Source organism: Bradyrhizobium sp. AZCC 1577, from assembly GCF_036924575.1.
Taxonomy (GTDB): Bacteria; Pseudomonadota; Alphaproteobacteria; order Rhizobiales; family Xanthobacteraceae; genus Bradyrhizobium.
Genome location: NZ_JAZHRQ010000001.1, coordinates 7,273,169 through 7,298,822, shown reverse-complemented (window position 1 = coordinate 7,298,822; position 25,654 = coordinate 7,273,169). Strand labels below are relative to the sequence as shown.

25 protein-coding genes and 1 riboswitch are annotated in these 25,654 nt (G+C 63.8%); of the genes, 15 read left to right on the top strand and 10 right to left on the bottom strand.

Annotation, left to right across the window (positions count from 1 at the left end; genetic code table 11):
- Window positions 1-79: 79 nt before the first annotated feature.
- The 4 genes from V1278_RS34550 (at window position 80) to V1278_RS34535 (ending at window position 3,154) form a co-directional block, all read left to right on the top strand.
- On the top strand, window positions 80-829 hold the full coding sequence (locus V1278_RS34550) for an electron transfer flavoprotein subunit beta/FixA family protein (protein ID WP_334366512.1): 750 nt from the start codon (window positions 80-82) through the stop codon (window positions 827-829).
- Window positions 829-1,773: an electron transfer flavoprotein subunit alpha/FixB family protein gene (locus V1278_RS34545; RefSeq protein WP_065745934.1), complete on the top strand. Its 945-nt coding sequence runs from the start codon at window positions 829-831 to the stop codon at window positions 1,771-1,773. The genes V1278_RS34550 and V1278_RS34545 overlap by 1 nt, the downstream gene beginning before the upstream one ends.
- A gap of 188 nt (window positions 1,774-1,961) precedes the next feature.
- Window positions 1,962-2,843 carry a 3-hydroxybutyryl-CoA dehydrogenase gene (locus V1278_RS34540; protein WP_334366514.1) on the top strand — a complete coding sequence of 294 codons (882 nt, stop codon included), beginning with the start codon at window positions 1,962-1,964 and terminating at the stop codon, window positions 2,841-2,843.
- A gap of 122 nt (window positions 2,844-2,965) precedes the next feature.
- The gene (locus V1278_RS34535) at window positions 2,966-3,154 is read left to right on the top strand and encodes a putative motility protein (protein WP_028348190.1); all 189 of its coding nucleotides are present in this window, start codon (window positions 2,966-2,968) and stop codon (window positions 3,152-3,154) included.
- A 96-nt stretch (window positions 3,155-3,250) separates the two neighbouring features.
- Here the strand turns inward: V1278_RS34535 and tlpA are convergent, their stop codons facing one another.
- Window positions 3,251-3,928 (bottom strand): thiol:disulfide interchange protein TlpA, encoded by a 678-nt coding sequence (gene tlpA / locus V1278_RS34530; protein ID WP_442893707.1) that lies wholly within the window; start codon window positions 3,926-3,928, stop codon window positions 3,251-3,253.
- 135 nt (window positions 3,929-4,063) lie between these two features.
- Here tlpA and argH point away from each other — a divergent pair, with 135 nt between their 5' ends.
- The 3 genes from argH (at window position 4,064) to lysA (ending at window position 7,122) form a co-directional block, all read left to right on the top strand.
- Entirely contained in the window at window positions 4,064-5,461 is a 1,398-nt protein-coding gene (gene argH, locus V1278_RS34525) for an argininosuccinate lyase (RefSeq protein ID WP_334366516.1), read from the top strand.
- Between the two features lie 124 nt (window positions 5,462-5,585).
- Window positions 5,586-5,849, top strand: coding sequence for an LPS translocon maturation chaperone LptM (gene lptM, locus V1278_RS34520; protein ID WP_334366517.1), 264 nt, complete (start codon window positions 5,586-5,588; stop codon window positions 5,847-5,849).
- Window positions 5,850-5,856: 7 nt separating this feature from the next.
- The gene (lysA, locus tag V1278_RS34515; RefSeq protein ID WP_334366518.1) at window positions 5,857-7,122 is read left to right on the top strand and encodes a diaminopimelate decarboxylase; all 1,266 of its coding nucleotides are present in this window, start codon (window positions 5,857-5,859) and stop codon (window positions 7,120-7,122) included.
- 405 nt (window positions 7,123-7,527) lie between these two features.
- Here the strand turns inward: lysA and V1278_RS34510 are convergent, their stop codons facing one another.
- Window positions 7,528-8,439 carry an NAD(P)-dependent oxidoreductase gene (locus V1278_RS34510; RefSeq protein ID WP_334383783.1) on the bottom strand — a complete coding sequence of 304 codons (912 nt, stop codon included), beginning with the start codon at window positions 8,437-8,439 and terminating at the stop codon, window positions 7,528-7,530.
- Window positions 8,440-8,450: 11 nt separating this feature from the next.
- Complete coding sequence (locus V1278_RS34505; RefSeq protein ID WP_065743820.1) at window positions 8,451-8,831, bottom strand: carboxymuconolactone decarboxylase family protein; 381 nt, start codon at window positions 8,829-8,831, stop codon at window positions 8,451-8,453.
- Between the two features lie 169 nt (window positions 8,832-9,000).
- Between V1278_RS34505 and V1278_RS34500 the strand changes: the two genes are divergently transcribed.
- On the top strand, window positions 9,001-11,640 hold the full coding sequence (locus V1278_RS34500; protein WP_334383782.1) for a TIGR02302 family protein: 2,640 nt from the start codon (window positions 9,001-9,003) through the stop codon (window positions 11,638-11,640).
- A gap of 144 nt (window positions 11,641-11,784) precedes the next feature.
- Here V1278_RS34500 and V1278_RS34495 read toward each other — a convergent pair whose 3' ends face one another.
- Together V1278_RS34495 and V1278_RS34490 are read right to left on the bottom strand one after the other, a co-directional pair.
- Window positions 11,785-12,162 carry a response regulator gene (locus V1278_RS34495; RefSeq protein WP_334383781.1) on the bottom strand — a complete coding sequence of 126 codons (378 nt, stop codon included), beginning with the start codon at window positions 12,160-12,162 and terminating at the stop codon, window positions 11,785-11,787.
- Between the two features lie 39 nt (window positions 12,163-12,201).
- Complete coding sequence (locus V1278_RS34490) at window positions 12,202-13,122, bottom strand: MJ0042-type zinc finger domain-containing protein (RefSeq protein ID WP_334383780.1); 921 nt, start codon at window positions 13,120-13,122, stop codon at window positions 12,202-12,204.
- Window positions 13,123-13,368: 246 nt separating this feature from the next.
- Here V1278_RS34490 and ftsE point away from each other — a divergent pair, with 246 nt between their 5' ends.
- From ftsE to V1278_RS34470, 4 genes are all read left to right on the top strand, one after another.
- Window positions 13,369-14,028: a cell division ATP-binding protein FtsE gene (gene ftsE, locus V1278_RS34485; RefSeq protein WP_028348200.1), complete on the top strand. Its 660-nt coding sequence runs from the start codon at window positions 13,369-13,371 to the stop codon at window positions 14,026-14,028.
- Window positions 14,021-14,992 carry a cell division protein FtsX gene (locus V1278_RS34480; RefSeq protein WP_334366522.1) on the top strand — a complete coding sequence of 324 codons (972 nt, stop codon included), beginning with the start codon at window positions 14,021-14,023 and terminating at the stop codon, window positions 14,990-14,992. Before ftsE ends, V1278_RS34480 begins: the two co-directional genes overlap by 8 nt.
- 116 nt (window positions 14,993-15,108) lie before the next feature.
- Window positions 15,109-15,822 (top strand): YdcF family protein, encoded by a 714-nt coding sequence (locus V1278_RS34475; RefSeq protein WP_334369147.1) that lies wholly within the window; start codon window positions 15,109-15,111, stop codon window positions 15,820-15,822.
- A 148-nt stretch (window positions 15,823-15,970) separates the two neighbouring features.
- On the top strand, window positions 15,971-16,723 hold the full coding sequence (locus tag V1278_RS34470) for a sulfite exporter TauE/SafE family protein (RefSeq protein ID WP_334383779.1): 753 nt from the start codon (window positions 15,971-15,973) through the stop codon (window positions 16,721-16,723).
- Between the two features lie 134 nt (window positions 16,724-16,857).
- Here the strand turns inward: V1278_RS34470 and V1278_RS34465 are convergent, their stop codons facing one another.
- Complete coding sequence (locus V1278_RS34465; RefSeq protein WP_334383778.1) at window positions 16,858-17,457, bottom strand: gamma-glutamylcyclotransferase; 600 nt, start codon at window positions 17,455-17,457, stop codon at window positions 16,858-16,860.
- Window positions 17,458-17,568: 111 nt separating this feature from the next.
- Here V1278_RS34465 and V1278_RS34460 point away from each other — a divergent pair, with 111 nt between their 5' ends.
- Complete coding sequence (locus tag V1278_RS34460; protein WP_334383777.1) at window positions 17,569-18,756, top strand: DUF2125 domain-containing protein; 1,188 nt, start codon at window positions 17,569-17,571, stop codon at window positions 18,754-18,756.
- A 363-nt stretch (window positions 18,757-19,119) separates the two neighbouring features.
- Here the strand turns inward: V1278_RS34460 and V1278_RS34455 are convergent, their stop codons facing one another.
- The 4 genes from V1278_RS34455 to V1278_RS34440 all read right to left on the bottom strand — a co-directional run bounded on the left by V1278_RS34455 (window position 19,120) and on the right by V1278_RS34440 (window position 23,395).
- Window positions 19,120-19,992: a universal stress protein gene (locus V1278_RS34455; protein ID WP_334383776.1), complete on the bottom strand. Its 873-nt coding sequence runs from the start codon at window positions 19,990-19,992 to the stop codon at window positions 19,120-19,122.
- Window positions 19,993-20,486: 494 nt separating this feature from the next.
- On the bottom strand, window positions 20,487-21,425 hold the full coding sequence (locus tag V1278_RS34450; RefSeq protein ID WP_334383775.1) for a prephenate/arogenate dehydrogenase family protein: 939 nt from the start codon (window positions 21,423-21,425) through the stop codon (window positions 20,487-20,489).
- Window positions 21,422-22,519, bottom strand: coding sequence for a histidinol-phosphate transaminase (gene hisC, locus V1278_RS34445; RefSeq protein ID WP_334383774.1), 1,098 nt, complete (start codon window positions 22,517-22,519; stop codon window positions 21,422-21,424). The genes V1278_RS34450 and hisC overlap by 4 nt, the downstream gene beginning before the upstream one ends.
- Before the next feature lie 27 nt (window positions 22,520-22,546).
- Window positions 22,547-23,395: a chorismate mutase gene (locus V1278_RS34440; protein WP_334383773.1), complete on the bottom strand. Its 849-nt coding sequence runs from the start codon at window positions 23,393-23,395 to the stop codon at window positions 22,547-22,549.
- 164 nt (window positions 23,396-23,559) lie between these two features.
- A riboswitch (SAM riboswitch) is annotated at window positions 23,560-23,639 on the top strand.
- An 82-nt stretch (window positions 23,640-23,721) separates the two neighbouring features.
- Here V1278_RS34440 and metX point away from each other — a divergent pair.
- Together metX and metW are read left to right on the top strand one after the other, a co-directional pair.
- Window positions 23,722-24,984, top strand: coding sequence for a homoserine O-acetyltransferase MetX (metX, locus tag V1278_RS34435; RefSeq protein ID WP_334383772.1), 1,263 nt, complete (start codon window positions 23,722-23,724; stop codon window positions 24,982-24,984).
- A gap of 1 nt (window position 24,985) precedes the next feature.
- Window positions 24,986-25,654 carry a methionine biosynthesis protein MetW gene (gene metW / locus V1278_RS34430; RefSeq protein ID WP_065731638.1) on the top strand — a complete coding sequence of 223 codons (669 nt, stop codon included), beginning with the start codon at window positions 24,986-24,988 and terminating at the stop codon, window positions 25,652-25,654.

Here is a 25,654-nt window from a genome sequence, read left to right as displayed (position 1 = left end):
CGATAGCGGGACCTTTAGGTTCCGCGCCCAAGCTAATAACAAGCTGATCAAACCCCAGAATTCAAGCGAAAGAGGATCGATGAAGGTTCTTGTGCCGGTAAAGCGGGTGGTCGATTTCAACGTCAAGGTCCGCGTCAAGAGCGACGGAACGGGCGTGGAACTCGCTAACGTGAAGATGTCGATGAATCCGTTCGACGAAATCGCGGTCGAGGAAGCGTTGCGGCTGAAGGAAGCCGGCAAGGCGACCGAGGTGGTGGTGGTGTCGATTGGCCCGGCGCAGGCATCGGAGACGATCCGGACTGGTCTCGCCATGGGCGCCGACCGCGGCATCCTGGTCAAGGCCGAAGGCAATGTCGAGCCGCTGGCGGTCGCGAAGCTTCTCAAAGCCGTAGCGGATGCCGAGAAGCCCGGCCTCATCATTCTCGGCAAGCAGGCGATCGACGACGATTCGAACCAGACCGGCCAGATGCTGGCCGCCCTGCTCGGCTGGTCGCAGGCGACATTTGCCTCCAAGCTCGAAGTTGAAGGCGCAGACTTCAAGGTTACGCGCGAGGTCGACGGCGGCCTGCAGACCGTGAAGCTGAAGGGACCGGCGATCGTCACCACCGACCTGCGGCTGAACGAGCCGCGCTATGCGTCGCTGCCCAACATCATGAAGGCAAAGAAGAAGCCGATCGACGACAAGAGCGCCGCCGATTACGGCGTCGATCTCACGCCGCATCTCGAAGTGCTCAAGACATCGGAACCGCCCGGCCGCAAGGGTGGCGTCAAGGTCAAGGACGTCGCTGAGCTCGTTTCCAAACTCAAGACCGAAGCCGGGGTTCTCTGATGACGACGCTATTGATTGCCGAACACGACAACGCGTCGATCAAGGATGCCACCAACAAGACGCTGACGGCAGCCGCTGCGCTCGGCGCCGACGTGCATGTGCTGGTCGCCGGCGAGAACGCCAAGGGTGCGGCCGATGCCGCAGCCAAGCTTGCCGGCGTCAAGAAGGTGCTGCTCGCGGACAATGCCGCCTATGCCCATGATCTCGCCGAGCCGCTGGCCGCGCTGATCGTGTCGCTGGCCTCCGGTTACGATGCTCTCGTCGCGCCTGCGACCTCGCGCTTCAAGAACGTGATGCCGCGCGTCGCAGCTCTGCTCGACGTGATGCAGGTGTCCGAGATCATCAAGGTGGTTTCGCCCGATACCTTCGAGCGGCCGATCTATGCCGGCAACGCGATCCAGACGGTGAAGTCCAAGGACGCCAAGAAGGTCATCACGGTGCGGACTTCGACCTTTGCCGCGGCAGGTGAGGGCGGCAGTGCTCCGGTGGAGAACGCCGCCGCTGCGGCCGATCCGGGCCTCTCCAGCTTCATCGGCGAAGAGGTGGCGAAGAGCGACCGTCCGGAACTGACCTCGGCAAAGATCATCGTTTCCGGCGGCCGCGCCATGCAGAGCCGCGAGAACTTTGCCAAGTATATCGAGCCGCTCGCCGACAAGCTCGGCGCCGGCGTCGGCGCCTCGCGCGCCGCGGTCGATGCCGGCTATGCGCCCAACGACTGGCAGGTCGGCCAGACCGGCAAGGTGGTCGCTCCGGAACTATACGTCGCAATCGGCATCTCCGGCGCGATCCAGCATCTCGCCGGCATGAAGGATTCCAAGGTGATCGTTGCGATCAACAAGGATGAAGACGCGCCGATCTTCCAGGTCGCCGATTACGGCCTGGTCGCGGACCTCTATCAGGCGGTTCCTGAACTGACCGACGCGCTCGGCAAGCTCGGAAAGTAACGGAACACCGGCCGGACGCGCAAACGTCCGGCTGGTGTTTACCTTAAGCGGATGCGGGCGAAGGGGATTAAGCTTCGCGTGAAGAATACGTGCCAATGGTGGGACTGAAACCTCGCGTCTGATGATATCGTAGCTGAGGTTTAGAGATGAACAGGCGCGATATGCGCGCCGTTCCGGTGGATGACAAAATGGCGGTGACAATCAAGAAGGTCGGCGTGATCGGCTCGGGCCAGATGGGCCACGGGATTGCGCATGTGGCGGCGCTCGCCGGCTTGGACGTGGTGCTCAACGACGTCTCCGACGAACGACTGAAATCGGCGATGGCGACCATCAACGGCCATTTGTCGCGCCAGGTTGCCAAGCAGATCATTACCGAGGACGCGCGCAAGAAGGCGCTGGAGCGGATTACCTCCACCGAGACGCTCGACGGGCTTTCGGATTGCGACCTCGTAATCGAGACCGCGGTCGAAAAGGAAGAGGTCAAGCGCAAGATCTTTCACGAACTCTGCGCGGTATTGAAGCCGGAAGCGATCGTCGCCACCAACTCCTCGTCGATCTCGATCACCCGGCTCGCCGCCTCGACCGACCGTCCCGAGCGCTTCATCGGCATTCACTTCATGAATCCGGTGCCGCAGATGGAACTGGTCGAGCTGATCCGCGGCATCGCCACCGACGATTTGACGTTCGACACCGCCAGGGAATTCGTCACGAAACTCGGCAAGCAGATCGCGGTGTCCGAGGATTTCCCGGCGTTCATCGTCAACCGCATCCTGCTGCCGATGATCAACGAGGCGATCTACACGCTCTATGAGGGTGTCGGCAACGTCGAGGCGATCGACGCCGCCATGAAGCTCGGCGCGCACCATCCGATGGGGCCGCTGGAACTGGCCGATTTCATCGGGCTCGATACCTGTCTGTCGATCATGCAGGTACTGCATGAGGGGCTGGCGGATTCGAAATACCGGCCGTGCCCGCTCTTGGTGAAATATGTTGAAGCCGGTTGGCTGGGGCGCAAAACCCAGCGCGGTTTCTACGACTACCGCGGCGACAAACCGGTCCCGACGCGCTGACGATCGAGAATTCGTACAGATTCGTCGGTTGCACTCAGCTCACTTCTCCACCGCTCAGTTTCGCCAAGCATTCATTAACCGGTGCCGGGGTACGGTGCCCTCAGGTTTGAGGAGTGCTGCGTATGGATATGATGGCTATGGTTTCGAGCATGCTTGCGATGCAGGCGGCGGGCACGCAGCAGCAGATCCAGACCTCGATCATCAAGCAGAATGCGGACGCCGAAAAGGCCGCGGTTCAGACGCTGCTCGGCACGCCCTCGACCGCCAATCTCGCCCCCGGCGTCGGCGGCAACCTCAATATAGCGGCTTGACAGTCTTGTAGGGTGGGCCAAGGCGCGCCTGCGCCGTATCCACCATCGTTGCGCCCGGACAGGGTTTTGGTGGGCACGCTTCGCTTTGCCTAGCGCCTAACTCCCCGCCTTCATCGGCTGCATCGCGGCCTTGATCAGCTTGATGGCGTCGTCACTGGCCCATTCGGCGGGACCGGCAAGGTTGGCGATCTCGCAGCCCTGGGCGTCCACCAGCAGCGAGGTCGGCATGCCCAGCGCCTTGCCTATGCTCTTAAGATCCTGAAAAACCTTGGCTTTCTGGTCGGCGAAATAGCCGAGCCGGGTCAGATTGGCCTCTTTCAGGAAGTTCTTCGGCTTCTCGGGGTCGCGGGTGTCGATGTTGATGGCGACCACCTCGAAATCCTTGCCGCCGAGCTTGGCCTGCAGGCTGTCGAGTGCCGGCATTTCCTTGCGACAAGGCACGCACCAGGTGGCCCACAGGTTCACCAGCACCGTCTTGCCGCGCCATTCCGACAGCTTTCTTGGCTTACCCTCGGCATCCTCGAAGGCGAGGTCGGGCAGCCGCAGCGGTGTCGTCGCCATGGTCAGCGCGGCCACCTCGCCATGCGCCAGAGGCGATATCTTGCGGGCCAGTTCGACGGCTGCCGCACAGGACGGATCGCCGCCCGTTCCGCGCTTGAAGCCGCCGAGCCCGTAAAACGCGCCCAATCCGACGACGCCCGCAGCCGCTACCGCGCCGATGGCGATCGGGATCCGGCGCCTCGTGGCGGGGCGGGGCGGGGACATTTCGGGCATATCGTTTGTCATCCTGTGTCAGATACGGCTATGCAGGGCTCAAGAATGCGATCGGGGTTACGGTCGAATTACGGTCGAAACCGGCGCGGCGTTTCGCGCTGCTACGACGATATAGATGGCAGGGCTTGGGAAGTCATGAGCAACAAGATGTGGGGCGGCCGGTTCAGCGAGCGCCCCGATGCGATCATGGAGGAAATCAACGTCTCGATCGACGTCGATCGTCACCTCTATGCCCAGGACATTGCCGCGTCCAAGGCCCACGCTGCAATGCTTGCCGCGCAAGGCATTATCACCGCGAGTGATGCGAAAAATATCGGCAAGGGTCTAGACACGATTTTGTCAGAGATCGGCAAGGGCTCGTTCGACTTCAAGCGCGCGCTCGAAGACATCCATATGAATGTCGAGAGCCGGCTTTCCGAATTGATAGGGCCCGCCGCGGGGCGGCTGCACACCGCCCGCTCGCGCAACGACCAGGTGGCGACCGATTTCCGGCTCTATGTCCGCGACACGATCGACGAGATGGATGCGGCGCTGGCCGGCTTCCAGCATGCTTTGGCTGCCCGCGCGCTGGAGCATGCCGCAACCGTGATGCCGGGCTTCACTCATCTGCAGACCGCCCAGCCCGTCACCTTCGGGCATCATCTGCTCGCCTATGTCGAGATGGCGGCGCGCGACCGCGGCCGTTTTGCCGACGCGCGCAAGCGGCTGAACGAATCGCCGCTCGGCGCCGCGGCGCTCGCCGGAACCTCGTTTCCGATCGATCGCGCTGCCACGGCCAAGGCGCTCGGCTTCGACCGCCCCATGGCCAATTCGCTGGACGCGGTATCGGACCGCGACTTCGTGCTCGAAACCCTATCGGCGGCGTCGATCGCGGCCGTGCATATGTCGCGCTTTGCCGAGGAGATCGTGATCTGGACCTCGCCGCTGGTGGGGCTGGTGCGGCTCTCCGACAAGTTCACCACCGGCTCCTCGATCATGCCGCAGAAGCGCAATCCGGACGCGGCCGAACTGGTGCGCGCCAAGACCGGCCGGGTGATCGGCGCGCTCAACGGGCTCTTGATCGTGATGAAGGGGCTGCCGCTCGCCTATCAAAAGGACATGCAGGAGGACAAGCAGGGCGCGATGGAGGCGTTTTCCGCGCTCTCGCTCGCGATTCGCGCCATGACCGGCATGGTGCTCGATCTCGTCCCCGACGAGGCGCGGATGAAGGCCGCGGCCGGCGAGGGCTACGCCACCGCCACCGATCTCGCCGACTGGCTGGTGCGGATGCTGAAAATGCCGTTCCGCGACGCCCATCATGTTACCGGGCGAATCGTGGCGCTCGCGTCGAAGCAGGGCGTGGCGCTGCACGAATTGCCGCTCAAGGTGATGCAGGAGGTCGAGCCTGACATCACCGCGGACGCCCTGCGCGTGCTGTCGGTGGAGGCCTCGGTCAAAAGCCGGACCAGTTATGGCGGCACCGCGCCGAAGAACGTGCTTTCGCAGGCCAAAGCCTGGCTGAAACGGCTGGAAAAAGAGCAAAAATCGGGCTGAGCGAAAATTTCGCTCCAGTTTCTTGGGTTTTTCCTTGGGTTTTTCTTGGGTTTCCGTGGCCGATCGGCACTCGCCAGACTGCGGCAACCTTTGTATGGTGCGGCGCGCATTGGGGATTTTCGTCGTGATCAGTAACTACCGCCCGTCATCGTCGGGATGGGCCATCATCGTGTTGAGTGTGACCGCGCTCGCACTCGGCGGCTGCGGACGCAAGGGCGGGCTCGATTTGCCGCCAAGTGCGCCGCCGCAGGCGCAGGCCACGTCGGATACCGAGGCCGAGCGCGCGGCGCAGCCCGGCGTCTTCAATTCGACCTATGGATCCGAGGCGGGCCCCAGCGCCCCCAAGGGCGGCAAGAAGAAATTCGTTCTCGATCCGCTGCTGGACTGAGCACGCCATGAATCACTTCGACTATCGCAACGGCGTGCTGCACGCCGAGGCCGTGAATCTGTCCGAACTCGCGGATGCCGTCGGCACGCCGTTCTATTGCTATTCGACCGCGACGCTGGAGCGCCACTACCGCGTCTTCACCGAGGCCTTTGCCGGCGAGAAGACGCTGGTCTGCTACGCCATGAAGGCCAATTCCAACCAGGCGGTGCTGCGCACGCTGGCGAAACTTGGTGCCGGCGCCGATGTCGTCTCCGGCGGCGAGTTGAAGCGGGCGCTGGCGGCGGGGATTCCGCCCGGCAAGATTCTGTTTTCCGGCGTCGGCAAGACCGAGATGGAACTGCGCGCGGCGCTCGCGGCCGATATCCTCTGCATCAACGTCGAGTCCGAACCCGAACTGGAACTGCTGTCGAAGCTCGCGGTCGAGACCGGCAAGACCGCGCGGATTTCGTTGCGGGTCAACCCTGACGTCGACGCCGGCACGCATGCCAAGATCGCCACCGGCAAGTCCGAGAACAAGTTCGGCATTCCCATTGCACGCGCACGCGAGGTCTATGCCCGTGCGGCCAGCTTACCGGGGATCGAGGTGACCGGCACCGATATGCACATCGGCAGCCAGATCACTGATCTCTCCAAGATGGAAACCGCGTTCCGGATTCTTTCCGAATTCGTGCAGACGCTGCGCGCCGACGGCCACACGATCTCGCATATCGATTTCGGCGGCGGGCTCGGCATCCCCTATCACGCCGACCGCGAGGCGCCGCCATTGCCGTCGGCCTATGCCGCGATGGTCAAGCGGGTGACGCACAATCTCGGTTGTACGCTGATGTTCGAGCCCGGGCGGATGATCGTCGGCAATGCCGGCATCCTCGTCTCCCGCGTCATCTATGTGAAGCCGGGCGAAGCCAAGAACTTCGTCATCATCGACGCCGCGATGAACGATCTGATCCGCCCGACGCTCTACGAAGCCCACCATGACATCCTCCCGGTTCGCGAGCCGGCCAAGGATGCGCAGACGATCACGGCCGACGTGGTCGGACCCGTCTGCGAGACCGGCGACTATCTCGCGCTCGATCGCAATTTGCCCGAGCCCAAGGCCGGCGATCTCCTGGCCATCATGACCGCCGGCGCCTATGGCGCGGTGCAGTCCGGCTTCTACAATACGCGGCCTTTGGTGCCGGAAGTCCTGGTCAAGGACGACCAGTACGCCGTGGTCCGCCCCCGCATCGAGGTCGATGAACTGATCGCGATGGATAAGCCGGCGCCGTGGCTGTGATGACACTGGTGGCGCGACAACAACGATGTCGTCCCTGCGAACGCACTAGTGGATGCACACATGTTGCAGTGCGATTCAGGCTTCATATGCAATTTTAGAATCGAAGATGCGCGCTCATCGAAATTTTGGAATCGAGGCTGGCGTTTTCGCGCAAGATCGGAATCCAGCGCTTCGGTGGGGTGGAGAGCGCGCGCAGCAAAACTACGTCGCAACACTTGAGAAGTGCAAAAACCCTTGGCTTTTCATGAGTATTTGCGGCGCAACAAGTGTGCATGCCCTAGTGCGAACGCAGGGACCCATAACCACAGGCGTTAGTTGTTTCGCGACCTGCTCGTTATTTTTCTTTTCTAAGCAACACCGGCCGCGGAGTATGGATCCCTGCGTTCGCAGGGACGACGGCGGCGTCTATTCGGCCGCGTTACTTCTCTTCCCGCCACCGCCGACCACCACTCCCGCCGCCTTTTCGATCGGCTTGATCGCCGCGGTGAAATCCGACTCCGCGCCCTCGTCGCGGATGATGACTTCCCACAAGCGTCCGACCGCTTCGGCGACTTCCATCGACAGTCCCAGCGATTTCATCTCCTCCAGCGCGAGCCGCACGTCCTTCACCATCAGTCCCGTGGCAAAGCCGAAATCGAAACTGCGCGGCAGCACCGAGCGCGGAAACTTGTCGCGGCTTGCCGTGTTCAGCCCGGAACCTGCGTTGATGACGTCGATCATCACGGCCGGATCGAGCCCTGCCTTGACGCCCATCACAACCGCTTCCGACGTCGCCACCATCGCGGTCGCCGACAGGAAGTTGTTCGCCAGTTTCATCGTTTGCGCCGAGCCGGGCTTTTCGCCGATGAAAAACACTTTTCCGATCACGTCGAGCGCGGGTCTTGTCAACTCGTAATCGGCGCGCGGGCCGGAGACCATCACGGCCAGCGTTCCCTTCTCGGCGCCGCCGACGCCGCCGCTGACGGGGCTGTCGATCTGCACGATGTCATTCTTCGCCAGAAGACCGTGAATCCTGGCCGCCATCTGCGAGCCGACGGTAGAGAGATCGACGAAGCGTTTGACGCGCCTCCCTTCGATCACGCCACCTGCGCCGGTCGCCACCTCAAGCGACGCCTGCAGCGACGGCAGGCTCGCCAGCACCGTCTCGCAGCGGTCGGCGATATCCTTCGGCGACGATGCCGCCTGCGCGCCGAGCGCGACGAGCTTGCCTATGGCTTCCTGCCGCGTATCGAACACGGTGAGTTGATGCTTGGCCTCGATCAGGCGGCGCGCCATCGGGAAGCCCATCTTCCCGAGGCCGATGAATCCGATTTCCATGGTGCTGCGCCTCAGCCCTTGTCCAATTCCGCGAACACCTCGCGCGCGATGCGAAAGCTGTCGACGCCGGCGGGGATGCCGGCATAGATCGAAACCTGCATGAATATCTCGCGAATCTCGTCGCGGCTGACGCCGTTGGTAAGCGCGCCCTTGATGTGCGCCTTCAGTTCGTGCGGACGGTTCAGGATCGAGATCATGGCCAGATTGAGCATGCTGCGGGTCTTGCGCGGCAGTTCCTCGCGGCCCCACACCGCGCCCCAGCAATATTCGGTGACGAGTTCCTGGAACGGCTTGTTAAAACTATCGGCGCTCTTCAGCGCGTTGTCGACATAGGCCTCGCCGAGCACCGCTTTGCGAATTTCCAGCCCCTTGTCGTGTGTCTTCTGGTCCATGTCGCTTCCTCGTATTTTTACGGTTCGGCGCGAACGTTACGGCGCGGGACGCCCGCAGTCACGCCTTCGTGTAATGTTATGCGTATTTCCGGGTGTGGGTTACCCCGGGGACGGGTGCCTCATTGCCGCCGTTGTGCTAGGCTGACTTGTCGACAACCCGGAGAGATTGTTGAGCGGCGCCACCCCCGACCCCACGAAGCCAGCGCGCGAGCCGGATGCCGTCGCGCGGCTTCAACTGACGCAGGCTCTGCAACGGGCCCAATACGCGATTGCGTGGGAACGTACCTGGCCAGGGCTCGTCCGGTTTCTGAGCGTCATTGGGCTGTTCCTGGTGGTGTCCTGGGCCGGATTGTGGCTGGCGCTGCCGTTCCTTGCACGCGCGATCTGCCTTGGCCTGTTCGCCCTCGCGGCGCTGGCCGCATTGTTCCCGCTCGTGCGGTTTCGCTGGCCGAGCCGCGAAGAGGCGTTGAGCCGGCTCGACCGCGGCACCGGCATTCGCCATCGCCCGGCGACCGCGCTGACCGACACACTCTCGATCAGTGATCCGATCGCGCAGGCGCTGTGGCGGGAGCAGCGGGAGCGCACGCTGGCCTCGATCAAGCGGATCCGCGCCGGGCTGCCTTCGCCGCGGCTGGCGATCCACGACCCCTGGGCGCTGCGTGCGCTGGTCATGGTAATGCTGGCGGCCGCCTATGTCGCCGCCGGCGACGAGCGCCGGCTACGAATTGCTGCGGCATTCGACTGGAACGGCGTGCTGGCGCCGGCCAACGTCCGGGTCGATGCCTGGGTGACTCCGCCGCTCTATACCGGCAAGCCGCCGGTCATTCTGTCTGCCGCCAACAGGGATGCGGCTTCTCCCGATAGCGGGGCACCATTGCCGGTGCCTGCAGGCAGCACGCTGCTGGTGCGCTCCAGCGGCGGCAATATCGACGTCGTGGTCGGCGGCGGCGTGACCGAGGTCGCGCCCAGCGAGCAGGCGCCGAAGGGCACCAACGAACGGCATTTCAAGATCACGGGTGACGGCACCGCGCATGTCCGCGCGCCCTCCGGCCAGCCGCTGTGGCGCTTCGCGGCGACGCCCGACCGTGCCCCGACCATCTCGCTGGCGAAAGATCCGGAGCGTCAGGCCCGCGGCTCGCTGCAGACGTCCTACAAGCTCGAGGATGACTACGGCGTCACCGAAGCGCGCGCGCAATTCGCCGTCCGTGTTCCCGATTCCGGCAAGGAAGGGAACAAGGAAGGTAACAAGGAAGACAAGAGCAAGGAGGCCGAGAAGGCCGAGCCACGGCCGCTGTTCGAGCCGCCGCAGTTTGCGCTGGTGCTGCCGAATGCGCGCACGCGCAATGGCGTCGGCCAGACCGTGAAGGATCTCAGCGAGGATCCCTATGCCGGCGCCGATGTGACGCTGACGCTCACGGCCAAGGACGAGGCCGGCAATGAGGGCAAGAGCGAGCCGTTCAACATGCGGCTGCCGGAACGGCTGTTCACCAAGCCGCTCGCCCGCGCCCTGATCGAACAACGCCGCATTCTGGCGCTCGATGCCAATCAGAATTCGCAAGTTTATACCGCCCTCGATGCGCTGATGATCGCGCCGGAACTGTTCACGCCCGAAGCCGGTCACTATCTCGGTCTCTTCAGTGTTAAGCACCAACTGGAGGAGGCGCGCACCGACGCCGCGCTGCGCGAGGTCGTCGCCAGCATGTGGGCGCTTGCCGTCACCATCGAGGACGGCAACATCACCGACGTCGAGAAGGCGCTGCGTGCGGCGCAGGACGCGCTCAAGCAGGCGCTGGAGCGTGGCGCCACCGATGAGGAGATCAAGAAGCTGACGGATAATCTGCGTGCTGCGCTGGACAATTTCCTGCGCCAGCTCGCCGAGCAGTTCCGCAACAACCCGCAGCAACAGGCGCGCCCGCTCGATCCCAACACGAAAATGTTGAGCCAGCAGGATCTCAAGAACATGCTCGACCGGCTGGAGCGGATGTCGCGTTCCGGCGACAAGGATGCCGCCAAGCAGCTATTGGAACAACTACAGCAGATGCTGGAAAATCTGCAGATGGCGCAGCCCGGCCAGGGCGGCGACAACGAGATGGAGCAGGCGCTGAACGAACTCGGCGACATGATCCGCAAGCAGCAGCAATTGCGCGACAAGACCTACAAGCAGGGCCAGGATTCGCGGCGCGACCGCATGCGCGGCAAGCAGGGTGACAAGCAGGGCGATCAGAGCATGGGCGACCTGCAGCAGGACCAGCAGGGCCTGCGCGACCGCCTGAAAAAGTTGCAGGAAGAGCTCGCCAAGCGCGGCATGGGCCCGGGCCAGCGCGGCCAGCAGGGTCAGCGTGGCGACCAGCAGGGCCAGCAGGGTCAAGGCCAGCAGGGGCAAGGCGGCGAGCAAGGCGATGGCGAGGACGGGCTCGATCAGGCCGATTCGGCCATGGGCGATGCCACCGGCCGGCTCGGCGAGGGCAATGCCGATGGCGCGGTGGACTCGCAGGGCCGTGCGCTGGACGCGCTGCGCAAGGGCGCCCAGAGCCTTGCGGAAGCCATGCAGCAGGGTGACGGCGACCAGCCGGGCGACGGCCCCGGCAACCCCAGAGGCCGCCAGCAGGGCGCCGCCAACTCGACCGATCCGCTCGGACGGCCGATGCGCCATAACGAATTCACCGACGACTATTCGGTGAAGATCCCCGGCGAGATCGACGTGCAGCGGGTCCGCCGGATATTGGAAGAACTGCGCCGCCGTCTCGGCGATCCGGCCCGTCCGCAGATCGAACTGGATTACATCGAGCGGCTGTTGAAGGATTATTGATCCTGTAGCTCTGTCAACACTCACAAACTGTCATCACCCGCGAAGGCGGGTGATCCAGTATTCCAGAGACGTCAGCGCTAGAATCGAAAGGCCGCGGCGTACTGGGTGCCCCGCCTTCGCGGGGGACGACGACCGTGGATTAACCTACCCGTTCTTCCGCGCCGCCAGCGCATCGGCCACAGCCGTACGGATGTCGTGCACCGAAAACGGTTTCGTCACCACGTCGTGCACGATCGCATTGAGGCCGGAGGCGCGTTCGCGCTGGTCGGCGAAGCCCGTCATCAGCAGGATCTTCAGGTTGGGAAAATCCCGCGCCGCCGTCAGCGCCAGCGCGATGCCGTCCATGACCGGCATCTGGATGTCGGTCAAGAGCAGGTCGAATAGGCCTTGCTCGCGCGTCAGGATATCGAGCGCGTCGGCGCCGTCCTCGGCGGTGACGGTCTCGTGGCCATCCATGGCGATGGCGCGCGCCACCAGCGAGCGCATGGAGTCTTCGTCATCGGCAATCAGCACGCGTGGCATGAAGTCTTGATCTCTCGCCTTGCGGAAGCGCGGCCAGGTTCAGGCGTGGCCGGCCAGATCCCGCTTGTTGAAAAAGCGTACGTCAATATTACGGCCTTCGGGCGGCGGCGAAGCCAGCCGCGACTTGAAATAGGCGCGCTCGCCGGGCTTGAGCACCGGCTGTTCCAGTACCGCGTTCCAGGCGTAGATCTCGGCACCCTGCGCGTCGCTGACGGAGAAGCGCAGCCGCGGCAATTCGACCGGCTTTTTGGTCTCGCCGACGATCACGCCCTCGATGACCAGAACCGGCTTGCCGTCCACGGTCTCGCTGCTGATCTTGATGTCCTTGAACGCCAGCCCGCGCAGGTTCACTTCCAGCCCGACCATCTTGTAGAACGTCGCGGTTTGCGGTAGCAGCCGCACGATTTCGGTGCGCCAGATCATCAGCGCCAGTATCAGCGCGCCCATCGCGGCGCAGGCGGTCGGCAGGCCGACGGACGGGATGAACGGAATACGGGGCAGGGAGCGCAGCCGGAAAAGACGGGCCAGCCGCTCGCGGTGCGTGGTGATCGGGATATCCCCATGGTCTTCCGCATCGTGCCGGGCAACCGATGGCCAGTCGCTGTCGCCGCCTCTGTTGCCGCCTTGGCGCGACCCTTCGCCCTCGGCCGGCCAGCCTGCCGAAATCGAGGGACTGTCGACCACCGGGGTGTCCTGTTCCTCTTCCTCGCGCGCCATCGCCTCCCATTCGGCCGCGGCATCGCTTGTGGCCGGCTGGCTCGATTGCGCCGGAGATGGCGGAGCATTTGGCAGCGGAGCATTTGGCATGGCTGCCGGCATGGCGGCCAGTTCGATCGCGTCCTCGGGCCGCGCCGGCCAGGTTTCCTTGCAGCGGGAGCAGCGGACGGTGCGCCCGCCAGTGCCCAAGGTGGTCGGATTGATGGCGTAAGATGTTGTACAATGGGGACAAACGATATGCATGGAGCCCATCTCACCAGTGTCTTCGCCCGGATGCTACATACCGACCGTTAACGAATCGGAAACCATAACGGCCGCAAAACCGTTTTGTCCGGTTGGCGCCCAAACCAGCGGGCCACGAGCCCAAAGTTCAGGTTCGGGTCCAGGTTCAAGTCCGGGGTTTCCGGCCACGGTCCACGCCGAGCGGAGCTCGGCCACGGTCCATGCCGAGCGGAGCTCGGCCATGGTACATGTCGAGCGGAGCTGAGCTTGGTTCGGTTCGAAAATGTCGGTTTGCGCTACGGGCTCGGCCCGGAGATTTTGCGCGACCTTTCCTTCGTGATTCCCGCCCATTCCTTCCAGTTTCTCACCGGTCCCTCGGGCGCGGGCAAGACCTCGCTGCTGCGGCTGTTGTTTCTGTCGCTGCGGCCGACCCGCGGCCTCGTCAACCTGTTCGGCCAGGACGTCTCGCTGCTCGGCAAGGATCAGATTGCGGGTCTGCGCACGCGCATCGGTATCGTGCTGCAGGATTTTCGTCTGCTCGACCACATGACGACCTACGAGAACGTGGCGCTGCCGTTCCGCGTGATGGGCCGTGACGAATCCAGCTATCGCCGCGAGGTGATCGATCTCCTGAAGTGGGTCGGCCTCGGCGAGCGCATGGACGCGCTGCCGCCGATCCTGTCGGGCGGTGAGAAGCAGCGCGCGGCGATCGCGCGCGCGGTGATCTCGCGGCCGCAATTGCTGTTGGCGGACGAGCCGACCGGCAGCGTCGATCCGACGCTCGGCCGGCGCCTCTTGCGGCTGTTCATCGAATTGAACAGGCTGGGCACCGCGGTGATCATCGCGACCCACGACATCACGCTGATGGACCAGTACGAGGCGCGGCGGATGGTGCTGCACCAGGGACGGCTGCACATCTATGAGTAGGGCCGGTGACGAGCATGGGCCGTTGGTGGACCTCGGCAACGAACGTCCGCAGGTGCCGGCGCGGGCGCGCAACATGTCGCCGATCGTGCCGCGAGCGTCGATCTCCGGCCGCGCGCTGGTCGCCGTCGTCGCGATTATGACGTTCCTTGCTTCCATCACCACCGGCACCGTGCTGCTCGTCAGCGCATCGGCGGCGGAATGGCAGTCCGAAGTCGCCAGCGAAATCACCGTTCAGGTGCGCCCGCAGGCAGGGCGCGATCTCGAGCGCGACGCGGCCGCGGTGGTGGAGGCGATGCGGACGCAGCCCGGCATCGTCCAGGTCAAACCGTTCAGCAAGGATGAATCGGCCAGATTGCTGGAGCCGTGGCTCGGCAGCGGGCTGTCGATCGAGCAGTTGCCGGTGCCGCGCGTCGTCGTCGCGCGCGTCCAGCCCGGCACTACGCTCGACCTCGCGGCATTGCGCTCCAGGGTGACGCAAGTGGCGCCGTCGGCAAGCGTCGACGATCACCGCGCCTGGATCGAGCGCATGCGCTCGATGACCGGAGCTACCGTGTTTGCCGGCATCGGCATTCTCGCGCTGGTGATCGTGGCGACGATCATTTCGGTGTCGTTCGCCACCCGCGGCGCGATGGCGGCGAATCGCCCGATCGTCGAGGTGCTGCACTTCGTCGGCGCCGGCGATCGCTATATCGCCAACCATTTCCTGCGGCATTTTCTCCGGCTCGGGCTGGAGGGCGGGGTGATCGGCGGCGGCGCCGCGATGCTCGGTTTCGGCTTCTCCGAATCGATCGCCGGCTGGTTCTCGGGCACCCCTGTCGGCGATCAGTTCGCGGCGCTGCTCGGGACATTTTCGCTGCCGCCGTCCGGCTATCTGGCGCTGGCGGTACAGGCCGTGGCGATTGCCGCCATTACCGCCTGGGCGTCGCGGCGGACGCTGTTTGCGACGCTGGACGATATCGATTGATTCGGGCCATTGGTGTTTTCAAGTGAAGCAAGTCACGGACTTGACCCGCGGACCGGGACTCCACTTCGCGTGAAAACGTTCTAGAATTATCCGTGGGACGAGGGTTGCCGGACGATATGGATTTGCAGCACGACGATAGCACGCCGAGGGCGGGTGCCGCGCGGCCGCGCGGATGGCTGCGTGCGGTCATCGTCGGCTCAATGGCGATCCTGTTCGTCGCTGCGGCGGTAGGCTTCATCGCCTTTCTCTCGCAATTGCGCGGCGTCGAAATCAAGCCGGCGCGCAGCGCCGACGGGATCGTGGTCTTCACCGGCGGTTCGTCGCGGGTTTCGGATGCGATGGAATTGCTGGCCGGCGGCTACGGCAAGCGGCTATTGATTTCGGGTGTGCATCCGACCAACGCCGTGCGCGACATTTCCCGCTCGCTGCCCGACAACCAGTCGCTGCTCGGCTGTTGCGTCGATCTCGACCGCTCCGCGGTCAACACGCGCAGCAATGCCGCCGAGACGCGGCGCTGGGCGCAGGAGCGCGGCTTCAAGTCGCTGATCGTGGTGACGTCGAATTACCACATGCCGCGGGCCATTCTGGAATTGTCGCATGCGATGCCTGATGTCACGCTGATACCGTTCGCGGTGATCGGCGAAAAATGGCGTGACGAGCCGTGGTGGACCAGCGGCGCGACGCTGCGTCTGTTGCTGTCGGAATATGCGAAATATGTCGCCGCGGAGGTGCGCGTGCGGCTCGCCGGAGCGGGCATCGATCTCGTGCCGGAACCTTCCGATCAGCCTGCGCCCGCGCCGGGCCGGCCGGCGACGGCGCAAGTCAACTAGACTAGAGCGATTTTGCGGAACAGCAGTGCGTGTTGTTGATGAAATTGGGGACGTCTTTGGCTTGTTAAGAATATGAGGTCGATAGTGTGGACGCCGTGCGCGCTGCTGGCGTTCGTAACCGGCGGAAACAGGTCGATCGGGGATTCCCATGTGGGACGACGTACTCCTTTACGTCATCATAGGCTTCGTCGCGCAAATGATCGATGGTGCGATCGGCATGGCCTACGGCGTAACGGCTACCTCTGTGCTCCTCGGCCTGGGCGTGCCTCCCGCCACCGCAAGCGCGTGTGTGCATGCGGCGGAGACATTCACCACCGGCGCCTCGGGTCTCGCCCATTGGCGCTTTGGCAATGTTGACCGCAAACTGCTCCTGCGTCTTGCCATTCCGGGAATGATTGGTGGGGCAATCGGCGCCTATGCACTCTCCGAACTCCCCGGCGAAGCCCTGAAGCCTTTCATCAGCGCTTACCTCCTTCTGCTTGGCGCTTTTATCGTCTGGAAGGCGCTAGCGGCTCGCCCCATTGAGGCACCTACTCCGCGCGCAGTCGGCCCTCTGGGTTTGTTCGGCGGCGTCCTCGACGCCATTGGCGGAGGAGGTTGGGGCCTGGTCGTAACCTCTACACTCCTTGGCCAAGGTGCGACGCCGCGCTACGCCATCGGCTCAGTCAACTTGGCCGAGTTTTTCGTCACTTTGACCATATCAACGACTTTCTTTCTCACCGTTGGCCTGAGCCTGTGGCCTATCATCGCCGGTCTTATCATAGGGGGAGTCATCGCGGCGCCGTTCGCAGCGCTTGCGACCAAACACATCCCGGATAAAGTCCTGATGCTTCTAGTCGGCTGCGTCGTAGTGCTCTTAAGCCTGCGCACAATCCTCATGGCACTCGCATCCGGTCCATAGGTCGGTTAAGGGGGCGGTCACTAACAGACGTGCGCGGCCCCGACCTTCGAGGTCCGCTTTGCCTCCAATGGCGGATGCGGGCTATCGCGGCACTGGGCTTCATTTCAGTCCGGCTTTATGAGTCCACACCCAGCTCAACGGTCGCTGTTCTCTGTGGGAAGAGGCGGTGGATGCTGGGTATGCAGCATCGCCGCGAGCCGGTGCAGTTGCGAATCGCGAAGGCCTTCCGCTTCGATCGCCTTCACGGTGGCCAGAACGTAATCGCGGTTGACGCCGGATTGGCCGTGCCCCTGCATCACGTGACGCAACTGCTCGGTAAGCGACAGCCGGCCGGCATATTGCACGTGGCCGCGATCGACCACGTAGACGAGTGCACTGACGCGTTGACGCGCATCGTTCTCCAGCCACACCGACCGCATCACCTCGCGGTAGACCGAGGTGACTTGCTCGCGCTCGCGCAAATAGGCGATGGTGGCGGCGCGGTTCTTCTCCGCGACGCGGAATGCGATGCCGCGGCAGGCGCCGCCGCGGTCGAGTCCGAGGACGAGGCCGGGCTTTTCCGGCGTGCCGCGATGGACGAAGGAGTAGACGCAGAGTGCGCGGTGCTCACCGATCAGCCGCGCCGGAACCCGTTCGATGAATTCGAAGCCCGGGCGCCACATCAGGGAGCCGTAGCCGAACACCCAGAGGTCGCCTTTCGAGAATTCCGTATCGTTGAACTCAATTGCGGACATGCCGGGTGCACCGCTACCAGAACGGCGCGACAAAGCGAAGTGGATTCAATGCCTTTTGTTGCGACGAGCGGATACTTACATTCGCCAAAATCGCTAGCCAAAGGACGCCGCATGCCTGACATGACCCCCGCGCCGCGCCGGCGCCCGCTGTGGCGCCTCTTCATCATGCCTGCGCTGCTCGTCATTGCCGCCGCGGCATGGAGCGCGTTCTGGTTCTATGCCGCGTCCGAAGTCGGCGTGCGCGCGGATGCGTGGGCCGCACAGGAGGCGAAAGCCGGTCGGGTCTATGCGTGCGGCAAGCGTTCGGTGGCCGGCTTCCCGTTCCGCTTCGAAGTCCGCTGCGACGACGCCAGCGTTTCGCTGGTCTCGCAGACCGCCGGCGCGCAGGTGCCGTTCACCGCGCGGCTCGGCGAGATCCTGGTGATCGCGCAGATCTACCAGCCGAAACTCTTGATCGCCGAATTCAAGGCTCCGGCCACGCTCGCCGATCGCGGCCAGCCGCCGTCGATGAAGGTGAACTGGACCTTGGGCCGCAGCAGCGTGAGCGGATTGCCCGATGTGCCGCAGCGCGCTTCCATCGTGTTCGACAATCCCTCGATCGACCGCGTCAACGGACCGGTCGAGACCCCGCTCGCGCGCGCCCGCCACGTCGAGTTGCACGGCCGTCTTGCCGAAGGCTCGACGAAGGATCACCCCGTGATCGAAGCCGTACTGCAGATATCGGGCGGCAACGTGCAGGAGGTGCACCCGGTGCTGGCGCAGCCGTTCGACGCCGACATCCAGACGAAGCTCACGGGTTTGAGGGATTTTACGCCGAAGCCGTGGCCCGAACGGTTCAGGGAGCTGCAGGCAGCGGGCGGCCATGTCGAGATCGTGCGGTCGCGGATTCAGCAGGGCGATCTGATCTCGTTGGCCGCGGGCACGTTGAGCCTCAATGCGCAGGGTCGAATCGACGGCGAATTGCAGATGACGGTGGCGGGAATCGAGAAAGTAATTCCGGTGCTTGGCCTCGAGAAGATGCTGGAGGAGGGCGTGCCGCAGGCAACGCTGGATCGCGTCGCACCCGGCGTCAAGAGCCAGGACCTCAACAATCTATTCGGCGCGCTCGACAAGGCGATTCCGGGGCTCGGCAAGGTCGTCAAGCAGAACGCCAATGCCGGCGTCGCGGCCGGCATCAATTCGCTCGGCAAGGAGGCGGAGCTCGAGGGGCGGAAAGCGCGCGCCTTCCCGCTGCGCTTTGTTGATGGCGCGGTGTTTCTGGGCCCGCTGAAAGTGGGCCAGGTGCCGCCGCTGTTTTGATGACGGCGGTCGTGATCCGCCGTTGTGAATAGGCAAATCGATCTCGCCTCCGCCGTCATCGTCCGCCTTGTGCGCAATTGCGCACTGGGGCGGACGATCCAGTATTCCAGAGGCGCTAGTGATTGAGTCGATAGGCCGCGGCGCACTGGATACCCCGCCTTCGCGGGGTATGACGACTTTGTGCAATCTCGTTATCGCTTCGCTCGTGTTGAGCGGAGCGCAATCGCCTAAGCCGCGCCTCACTCCGTCTTCCTCAGCGGCGGATGCGGGCGACCGAAATCCGGCACGGCCCCCAACCCGCCTTCGGCGGGCCATAGTGTTGGCGTTGGCGGCAACCTGAGCTGGGTTGCGTTCTGACGAGGGCTAATGCGCCAAGAGAACGGGGCGTGCCGAAGCGTTCTTAAGGATGTGGCGCGTGGCCCCACCCAGAAGCATCTCGCGCAGGCGGCTGTGGGAATAGGCGCCCATGATCAGTAGGCCGGCTTCATGCTCTGCCCCCGCCGCGAGCAGCGTATCTCCCACCGAGCGCAATTCCGGTGCAACCACCTGCCCGGTCGCACCGATGCCATGACAGCGCAAATAGGCAAGCACTTCCGCCTGCGAGGCTTGGCGATTGCTGGCGTCCCGGTCAACGCTTATGACCTGCACTGATTTGGCGAGTTGCATGAACGGTATGGCAGCCGAGACCGCGTGCCAGCATTCCGGACTCTCGTCCCAGGCGATCATCACGCTGTCGGTCAGATCACTCTGCAGACTAGCCGGCGCCAACAGTACGGGGCGACGGGTCCGCAGCAGCGATTGCTCTGCAATGGCCATGAGCGATTCCATCACGGTGGCGCTTGCGGCGACCATCAGGTCGAAGGCAGCGGCACGTTGCACCGCGATTTCCACATACGATCCCTCGGCTTCGCGCCAGGATGCTGCGAGCGGGCTGCCGGGCTCGTCGCTCGCCGATAGCATCGGGATGCCGACTACCGCGCAGGCCTGCGCGAATACCTCACGCGCATCCCGCGCAGCTCGCTCCCGTTCCTCGGCGTGCCAGTTTACCGGGATGGCCGCCGTTCGTCCCATTTCGGTGACCGTTAGGCCGCCACGCGTGACCGGCGGCGGTGGCTCACTGATGAACAGTGCCTGGACGTGAGCCCCCAACGCCTTCGCGGCAGACAGGGCCGTTTCTATTTGACCGGTGTGACTGGCTGAGCCGGGAAGTGGAACCAGGATTCGCTTGATGCTCATGAGAGCCTCCTGCGATGCCGCCGTTTGCGACGACAGGCGGCACATGTGTGTGTTGAGCCGAAAGCAAAATCGCGCAATCCCGCTTGGTTCATAACTCCCAGAACACCCCAAGGTTCCGGAGATCAGCAGGCGTGCCGGTCCTGCTCCCTCTGTTTGAGGGGAAGGTTCATGCAAGCCGCGGGCGCTTAGCGTCGCGTGAACGCATACTCAATTGTCGTCACCCGCGAAAGCGGGTGACCCAGTATTCCAGAGACAGCAATGATTGAATCGGGAAGCCGCGGCGTACTGGATACCCGCATTCGCGGGTATGACGACCTAGTGTGGAGCGGCCAACTCCGTCATTGCGAGGAGCGAGCGACGAAGCAATCCATTCCTCCGCAAGCGGCAAAATGGATTGCTTCGCGGAGCCTGTCATCCGGCGGCGCTTCGCGTCGACCGGGTGGCTCGCAATGACGATGGAACGTCCGGCACGCATGCGCGAAGCCGCGCCCTTCTCACTCCGTCTTCTTCAGCGGTGGATGCGGGCGCCCGAAATCCGGCGCGGCGGAATCCTGGCCGATCTCGACGATGCCGCGGCGGATGGCGCGGGTGCGGGTGAAATGCTCGAACAGCGCCTCGCCGTCGCCGCGGCGGATGGCGCGGGTGAGTTTTGAAAGGTCCTCGTTGAAGGTGCCGAGCATTTCCAACACGGCCTCCTTGTTGTTCAAAAACACGTCGCGCCACATCGTCGGGTCCGACGCCGCGATGCGGGTGAAATCGCGAAAGCCGCCGGCGGAGAATTTGATCACTTCCGATGACGTTACCTGCGCCAGCTCGTCCGCGGTGCCAACGATGGTGTAGGCGATCAGGTGCGGCAAATGGCTGGTGATCGCCAGCACCAGGTCGTGATGATCAGGCGTCATGGTCTCGACCTTGGCGCCCATGCCAGCCCAGAACGCGCGCAGCGTTTCGACCGCCATGGGGTCGGTGCCCTCGGGCGGGGTGAGAATGCACCAGCGGTTGATGAACAGTTCGGCGAAGCCGGAATCAGGGCCCGAATGCTCGGTGCCGGCGACCGGATGTGCCGGAACGAAATGAACATGGCCCGGCAAATGCGGCGCCATTTCGCGGACGATGGCGCCCTTGACCGAGCCGGCGTCGGAAACGATCGCGCCCGCTTTCAGGAACGGCGCGATCTCCTGCGTCACCGGCCCGCAGGCGCCGACGGGGATGCAGAGGATCACGAGGTCGGCGTCGTTAACGGCTTCCGCGTTGGTCTCCAGCACGCGATCGACGATGCCGAGCTCGGTAACTCGCGCACGGGTTTTCTCCGAACGCGCGGTGGTGACGATTTCGCTCGCGAGCCCCTGGACTCGCACCGCGCGCGCGATCGAGCCGCCGATCAGGCCGAAGCCGATCAGCGCGACGCGTCGGAAGATCGGTACCGTACTCACTTGGCCGCCATGAAGTCGCGCAAGGCGTCGACGACGAGGCGGTTGGCCTCCTCGGTGCCGATGGTCATGCGTAGCGCATGCGGCAGGCCGTAATTGTTGAGTGCCCGCAGCACCAAGCCGCGTTTGGTCAGGAACGCGTCCGCATCGGCCGAGGTCTTGCCCTTCTCGGTCGGGAAGTGAATCAGCACGAAATTGGCGACGCTCGGCGTCACCTTCAGTCCGAGTTTGCCGATCTCCTCCGTCAGCCAGTTGCGCCACTCTTCGGTGAACGCCTTCGACTTCTGTATATGCGCGGTGTCCTCGATCGCGGCGACCGCCGCCAGCATCGCCGGCGTCGAGACGTTGAAGGGCCCGCGAATGCGGTTGACCGCGTCGATGATGTGCGCCGGACCGAACATCCAGCCGATCCGCAATGCCGCCAGCCCGTGAATCTTGGAGAAGGTGTGCGTCATCACGGTGTTTTCGGTGGTGGCCACCAGCTCCCGGCCGAGCTCGTAATCGTTGCGCGACACGTAGTCGGAGTACGCAGCGTCGAGCACCAGCAGCACATGCGGCGGCAGGCCAGCGCGCAATCGCTTGACCTCGTCGAACGGCACGTAGGTGCCGGTCGGGTTGTTCGGGTTGGCGAGCCACACCAGTTTCGTGCGCGGCGTCACGCGCGCGAGAATGGCATCGACGTCGGCGGTAAAATTGGTCTCGGGCGCGACAACGTTCTTGGCGCCGTTCGCCATCGTCGCGATCGGATAGACCAGGAAGCCGTGGGCGGTCGAGATCGCCTCATCGCCCTGGCTGAGATAGGTGTGCGCCAAGAGATTAAGGATTTCGTCCGAGCCGGCGCCGCAGATGATGCGGTTGGGATCGAGCCCGTAGGCGCGCCCAATCGCTTCGCGCAGCACCCGTGAGGTTCCTTCCGGATAGTCCTCCAGATGCTCCGCCACGTCCTTGTAGACTTCGATTGCCTTCGGCGACGGCCCGAACGGGGTCTCGTTGGCCGACAGCTTGAACACCTTGCGGCCCGGCTCCGGCACCGGGGTCTTGCCGGGCGTGTAGGGCGCAATATCGAGAATGCCGGGATTCGGCACGGGGCGGTTCATCTTCAACTCCGGAATTTCGGACGGCGTTTAAGGCTTCGCCGACCCGTTCGGGGGCACCGTATAGCGTGTTGCGTGGCTGCCGACGAGAGCCGACGAGCGCACCGAGGCGCCGGCCTGGATCAGGGCGGTCTTGATCTTTTCGAACCCGGCGCCGGCATCCGACACCAAAAGCGCCGCGCCGTCGAAAGCGGTATCGGGCACGGCGACGATTTCGGCGAGCGGGGCGAGCGCGCGGGCGATATCGGCGTTCCACCCCGAGACGCGGACGCTCCACATCTGCACCTCCGTCACCATGGCATCATCGGCCACGCGCGAGATCACGAACACCGGCAGCGCGGCCGGATGATCGGCGCGCTCGAGGAACGGCCACCGGGCAATGATTTTTGGCGCGCCTTCGGCTTCCAGCGCGCTCCACCACGGCGTGCGGCTCGAGACCGCCGAGACCAGCGCCAGATCGCCCTTGGATTTCGCCACGGCTTCAACCGCGGCCTGTGCGCTGAAATGGCCGACATAGGGCACGACAAAGCCGAAGTGAAACCGCGCCGAATCCCGCATCGCGGGCTCGCCGACCGAGACATCCGCATGCACCGAGAACGGCGCCTGGACGTAAGTAAAGGTCGAGATGATGACGCGCCAGATGCTCTCGATGGTATCGAGCGGCAGGATGCCGCGATGGCGCTCGACCAGGCTGCGCATCATGCTGGCCTCGCGCGCGGGCCGGAACGCCGACCCCACCTCCTGGGTCTGCTTCACCTGGATCAGGCGGTCGATGATGTCGCCGCGCGCCATCAAGAGGCGATGGACCTGCTCGTCGATCGCGTCGATCTCCTTGCGCAATTCCTGCAGCGAGGGCGGAGCCGGGGGAGCCTTGGACATGTTAAAACCTTCAGCGCCGGATCGGTCTGAAATCACCACCCAGCAAGGTGCATTGATTAGAAAAGACGGCCGTCGAAAGCAAAGAGAAACGTCAGATCCGCCATGATCGGTGCAGGGTTAACCATGCGGCTGCCTTGACGAGGGACCTGCTTCGGACTAGCTTTGTTCCATTCCGTGGTCATTTGAGCCGGCCGGCTTGCAGCCACGTTAAACAACTCGCTAAACAGGCCGGGGACAGATTGATCCCGGCCGAACCTTTCGTTCAGGCCGGGTTTTTTGCGGCCTGATTTCTGTCTGTAAGGACCTCCGCGAGGAGGAAGGTCGGGATGACACAATTGCAGTCGGTATCCAGCCCGTCGATTCACAGCGAGGACCGCGCCCACGAGGCCGATCATCCGACCTCGCCGGTGGTCAAATTCGGCATCGAGCAGCCCTTGAAGCTCGATTGCGGCATCGATCTCGCGCCATTCCAGATCGCGTACCAGACCTATGGCGAACTGAACGCCGACCGCTCCAACGCGATCCTGATCTGTCACGCGCTGACGCTGGATCAGCATGTCGCCAACGTGCATCCTCTGACCGGCAAGGCGGGCTGGTGGGAAATCATGGTCGGTCCAGGGCGGCCGCTCGATACCGACAGATATTTCATCCTCTGTTCGAACGTGATCGGCGGTTGCATGGGATCGACCGGTCCGGCCTCGACCAACCCGGCGACCGGCAAGGCGTGGGGACTGGATTTTCCGATCATCACCATTCCCGACATGGTCCGCGCGCAGGCCATGTTGCTCGACCGGCTGGGCATCCAAACATTGTTATGCGTGATCGGCGGATCGATGGGCGGCATGCAGGTGCTGCAATGGACGGCAGCCTATCCGGAACGGGTGTTTTCGGCGCTACCGGTCGCCTGCTCGACGCGCCATTCGGCGCAAAATATCGCGTTTCACGAACTTGGCCGGCAGGCCGTGATGGCTGATCCGGACTGGCACCATGGGCGCTATTTCGAGCGCAGCACGCATCCGCATCGCGGACTGGCGGTGGCGCGGATGGCAGGGCACATCACCTATCTCTCCGACGCCGCGTTGCATCGCAAGTTCGGGCGGCGGATGCAGGATCGCGAGCTGCCGACATTTTCGTTCGATGCGGATTTTCAGGTCGAAAGCTATCTTCGCTATCAGGGCTCTTCCTTTGTCGAGCGCTTCGATGCCAACAGCTATCTCTACCTGACGCGCGCGATGGACTATTTCGATATCGCCGCCGACCATGACGGCGTGCTGGCGGAAGCGTTTCGCGGCATCAAGACCCGCTTCTGCGTGGTGTCGTTCACCTCCGACTGGCTGTTTCCGACCTCGGAATCGCGGGCGCTGGTGCATGCGCTGAATGCTTCGAGCGCGCGAGTGTCGTTCGCCGAGATCGAGACCGACCGCGGCCACGATGCCTTCCTGCTCGACGTGCCCGAGTTCTTCGACATTTCTCGCGCCTTCCTGGAATCCGCGGGCAATGCGCGCGGCCTTGATAGCAAAGCGTTTTCGAGCGAAGTGGATACCGGTTCGCGTGAAGAAACCGCGTCAAAAAAGAGAGATAGAGCCTGACATGGCGTTACAGGAACAGGCCCTGCCGCTCGGCGGCATCGCGCCCGATCGCACCGGCAAATATCGCACCGATCATCTCCTCGTCGCCGAAATGATTCCGGCTGGCTCAAAAGTGCTCGACGTCGGCTGCGGCGACGGCGAATTGCTGCAACTTCTGGAGAGCCGCGGCATCGATGGCCGCGGCATCGAGCTGTCGCGCGAGGGCGTCAATCGCTGCGTCGCCAAGGGGCTCGCCGTAGTGCAGGGCGACGCCGACACCGACCTCGTCAATTATCCGGACGATGCCTTCGATTATGTCATCCTGTCGCAGACGCTGCAGGCGACGCGGCAGCCGAAACCGGTCCTGGAAAACCTGCTGCGCATCGGCCGGCGCGCGATCGTGTCGTTTCCGAATTTCGGCTTCTGGAAGATGCGGCTGCAACTGCTCGTCGGCGGCCACATGCCGCGCACGGAGAACCTGCCGGCGACCTGGTACGACACGCCGAACATCCATTTCTGTACGATCAAGGATTTCGTCCAGCTCTGCGACGAGATCAACGTCAAGATGGAGCGCGCGGTGGCGCTCGATCTCTACGGCCGCCCGGTGCCGCTGAACCTGCCCTGGTGGGTCTGGAACATGTTCGGCGAGCAGGGCGTGTTCTTGCTGAGTAGGGGCGGGAAGGGGAAGTAG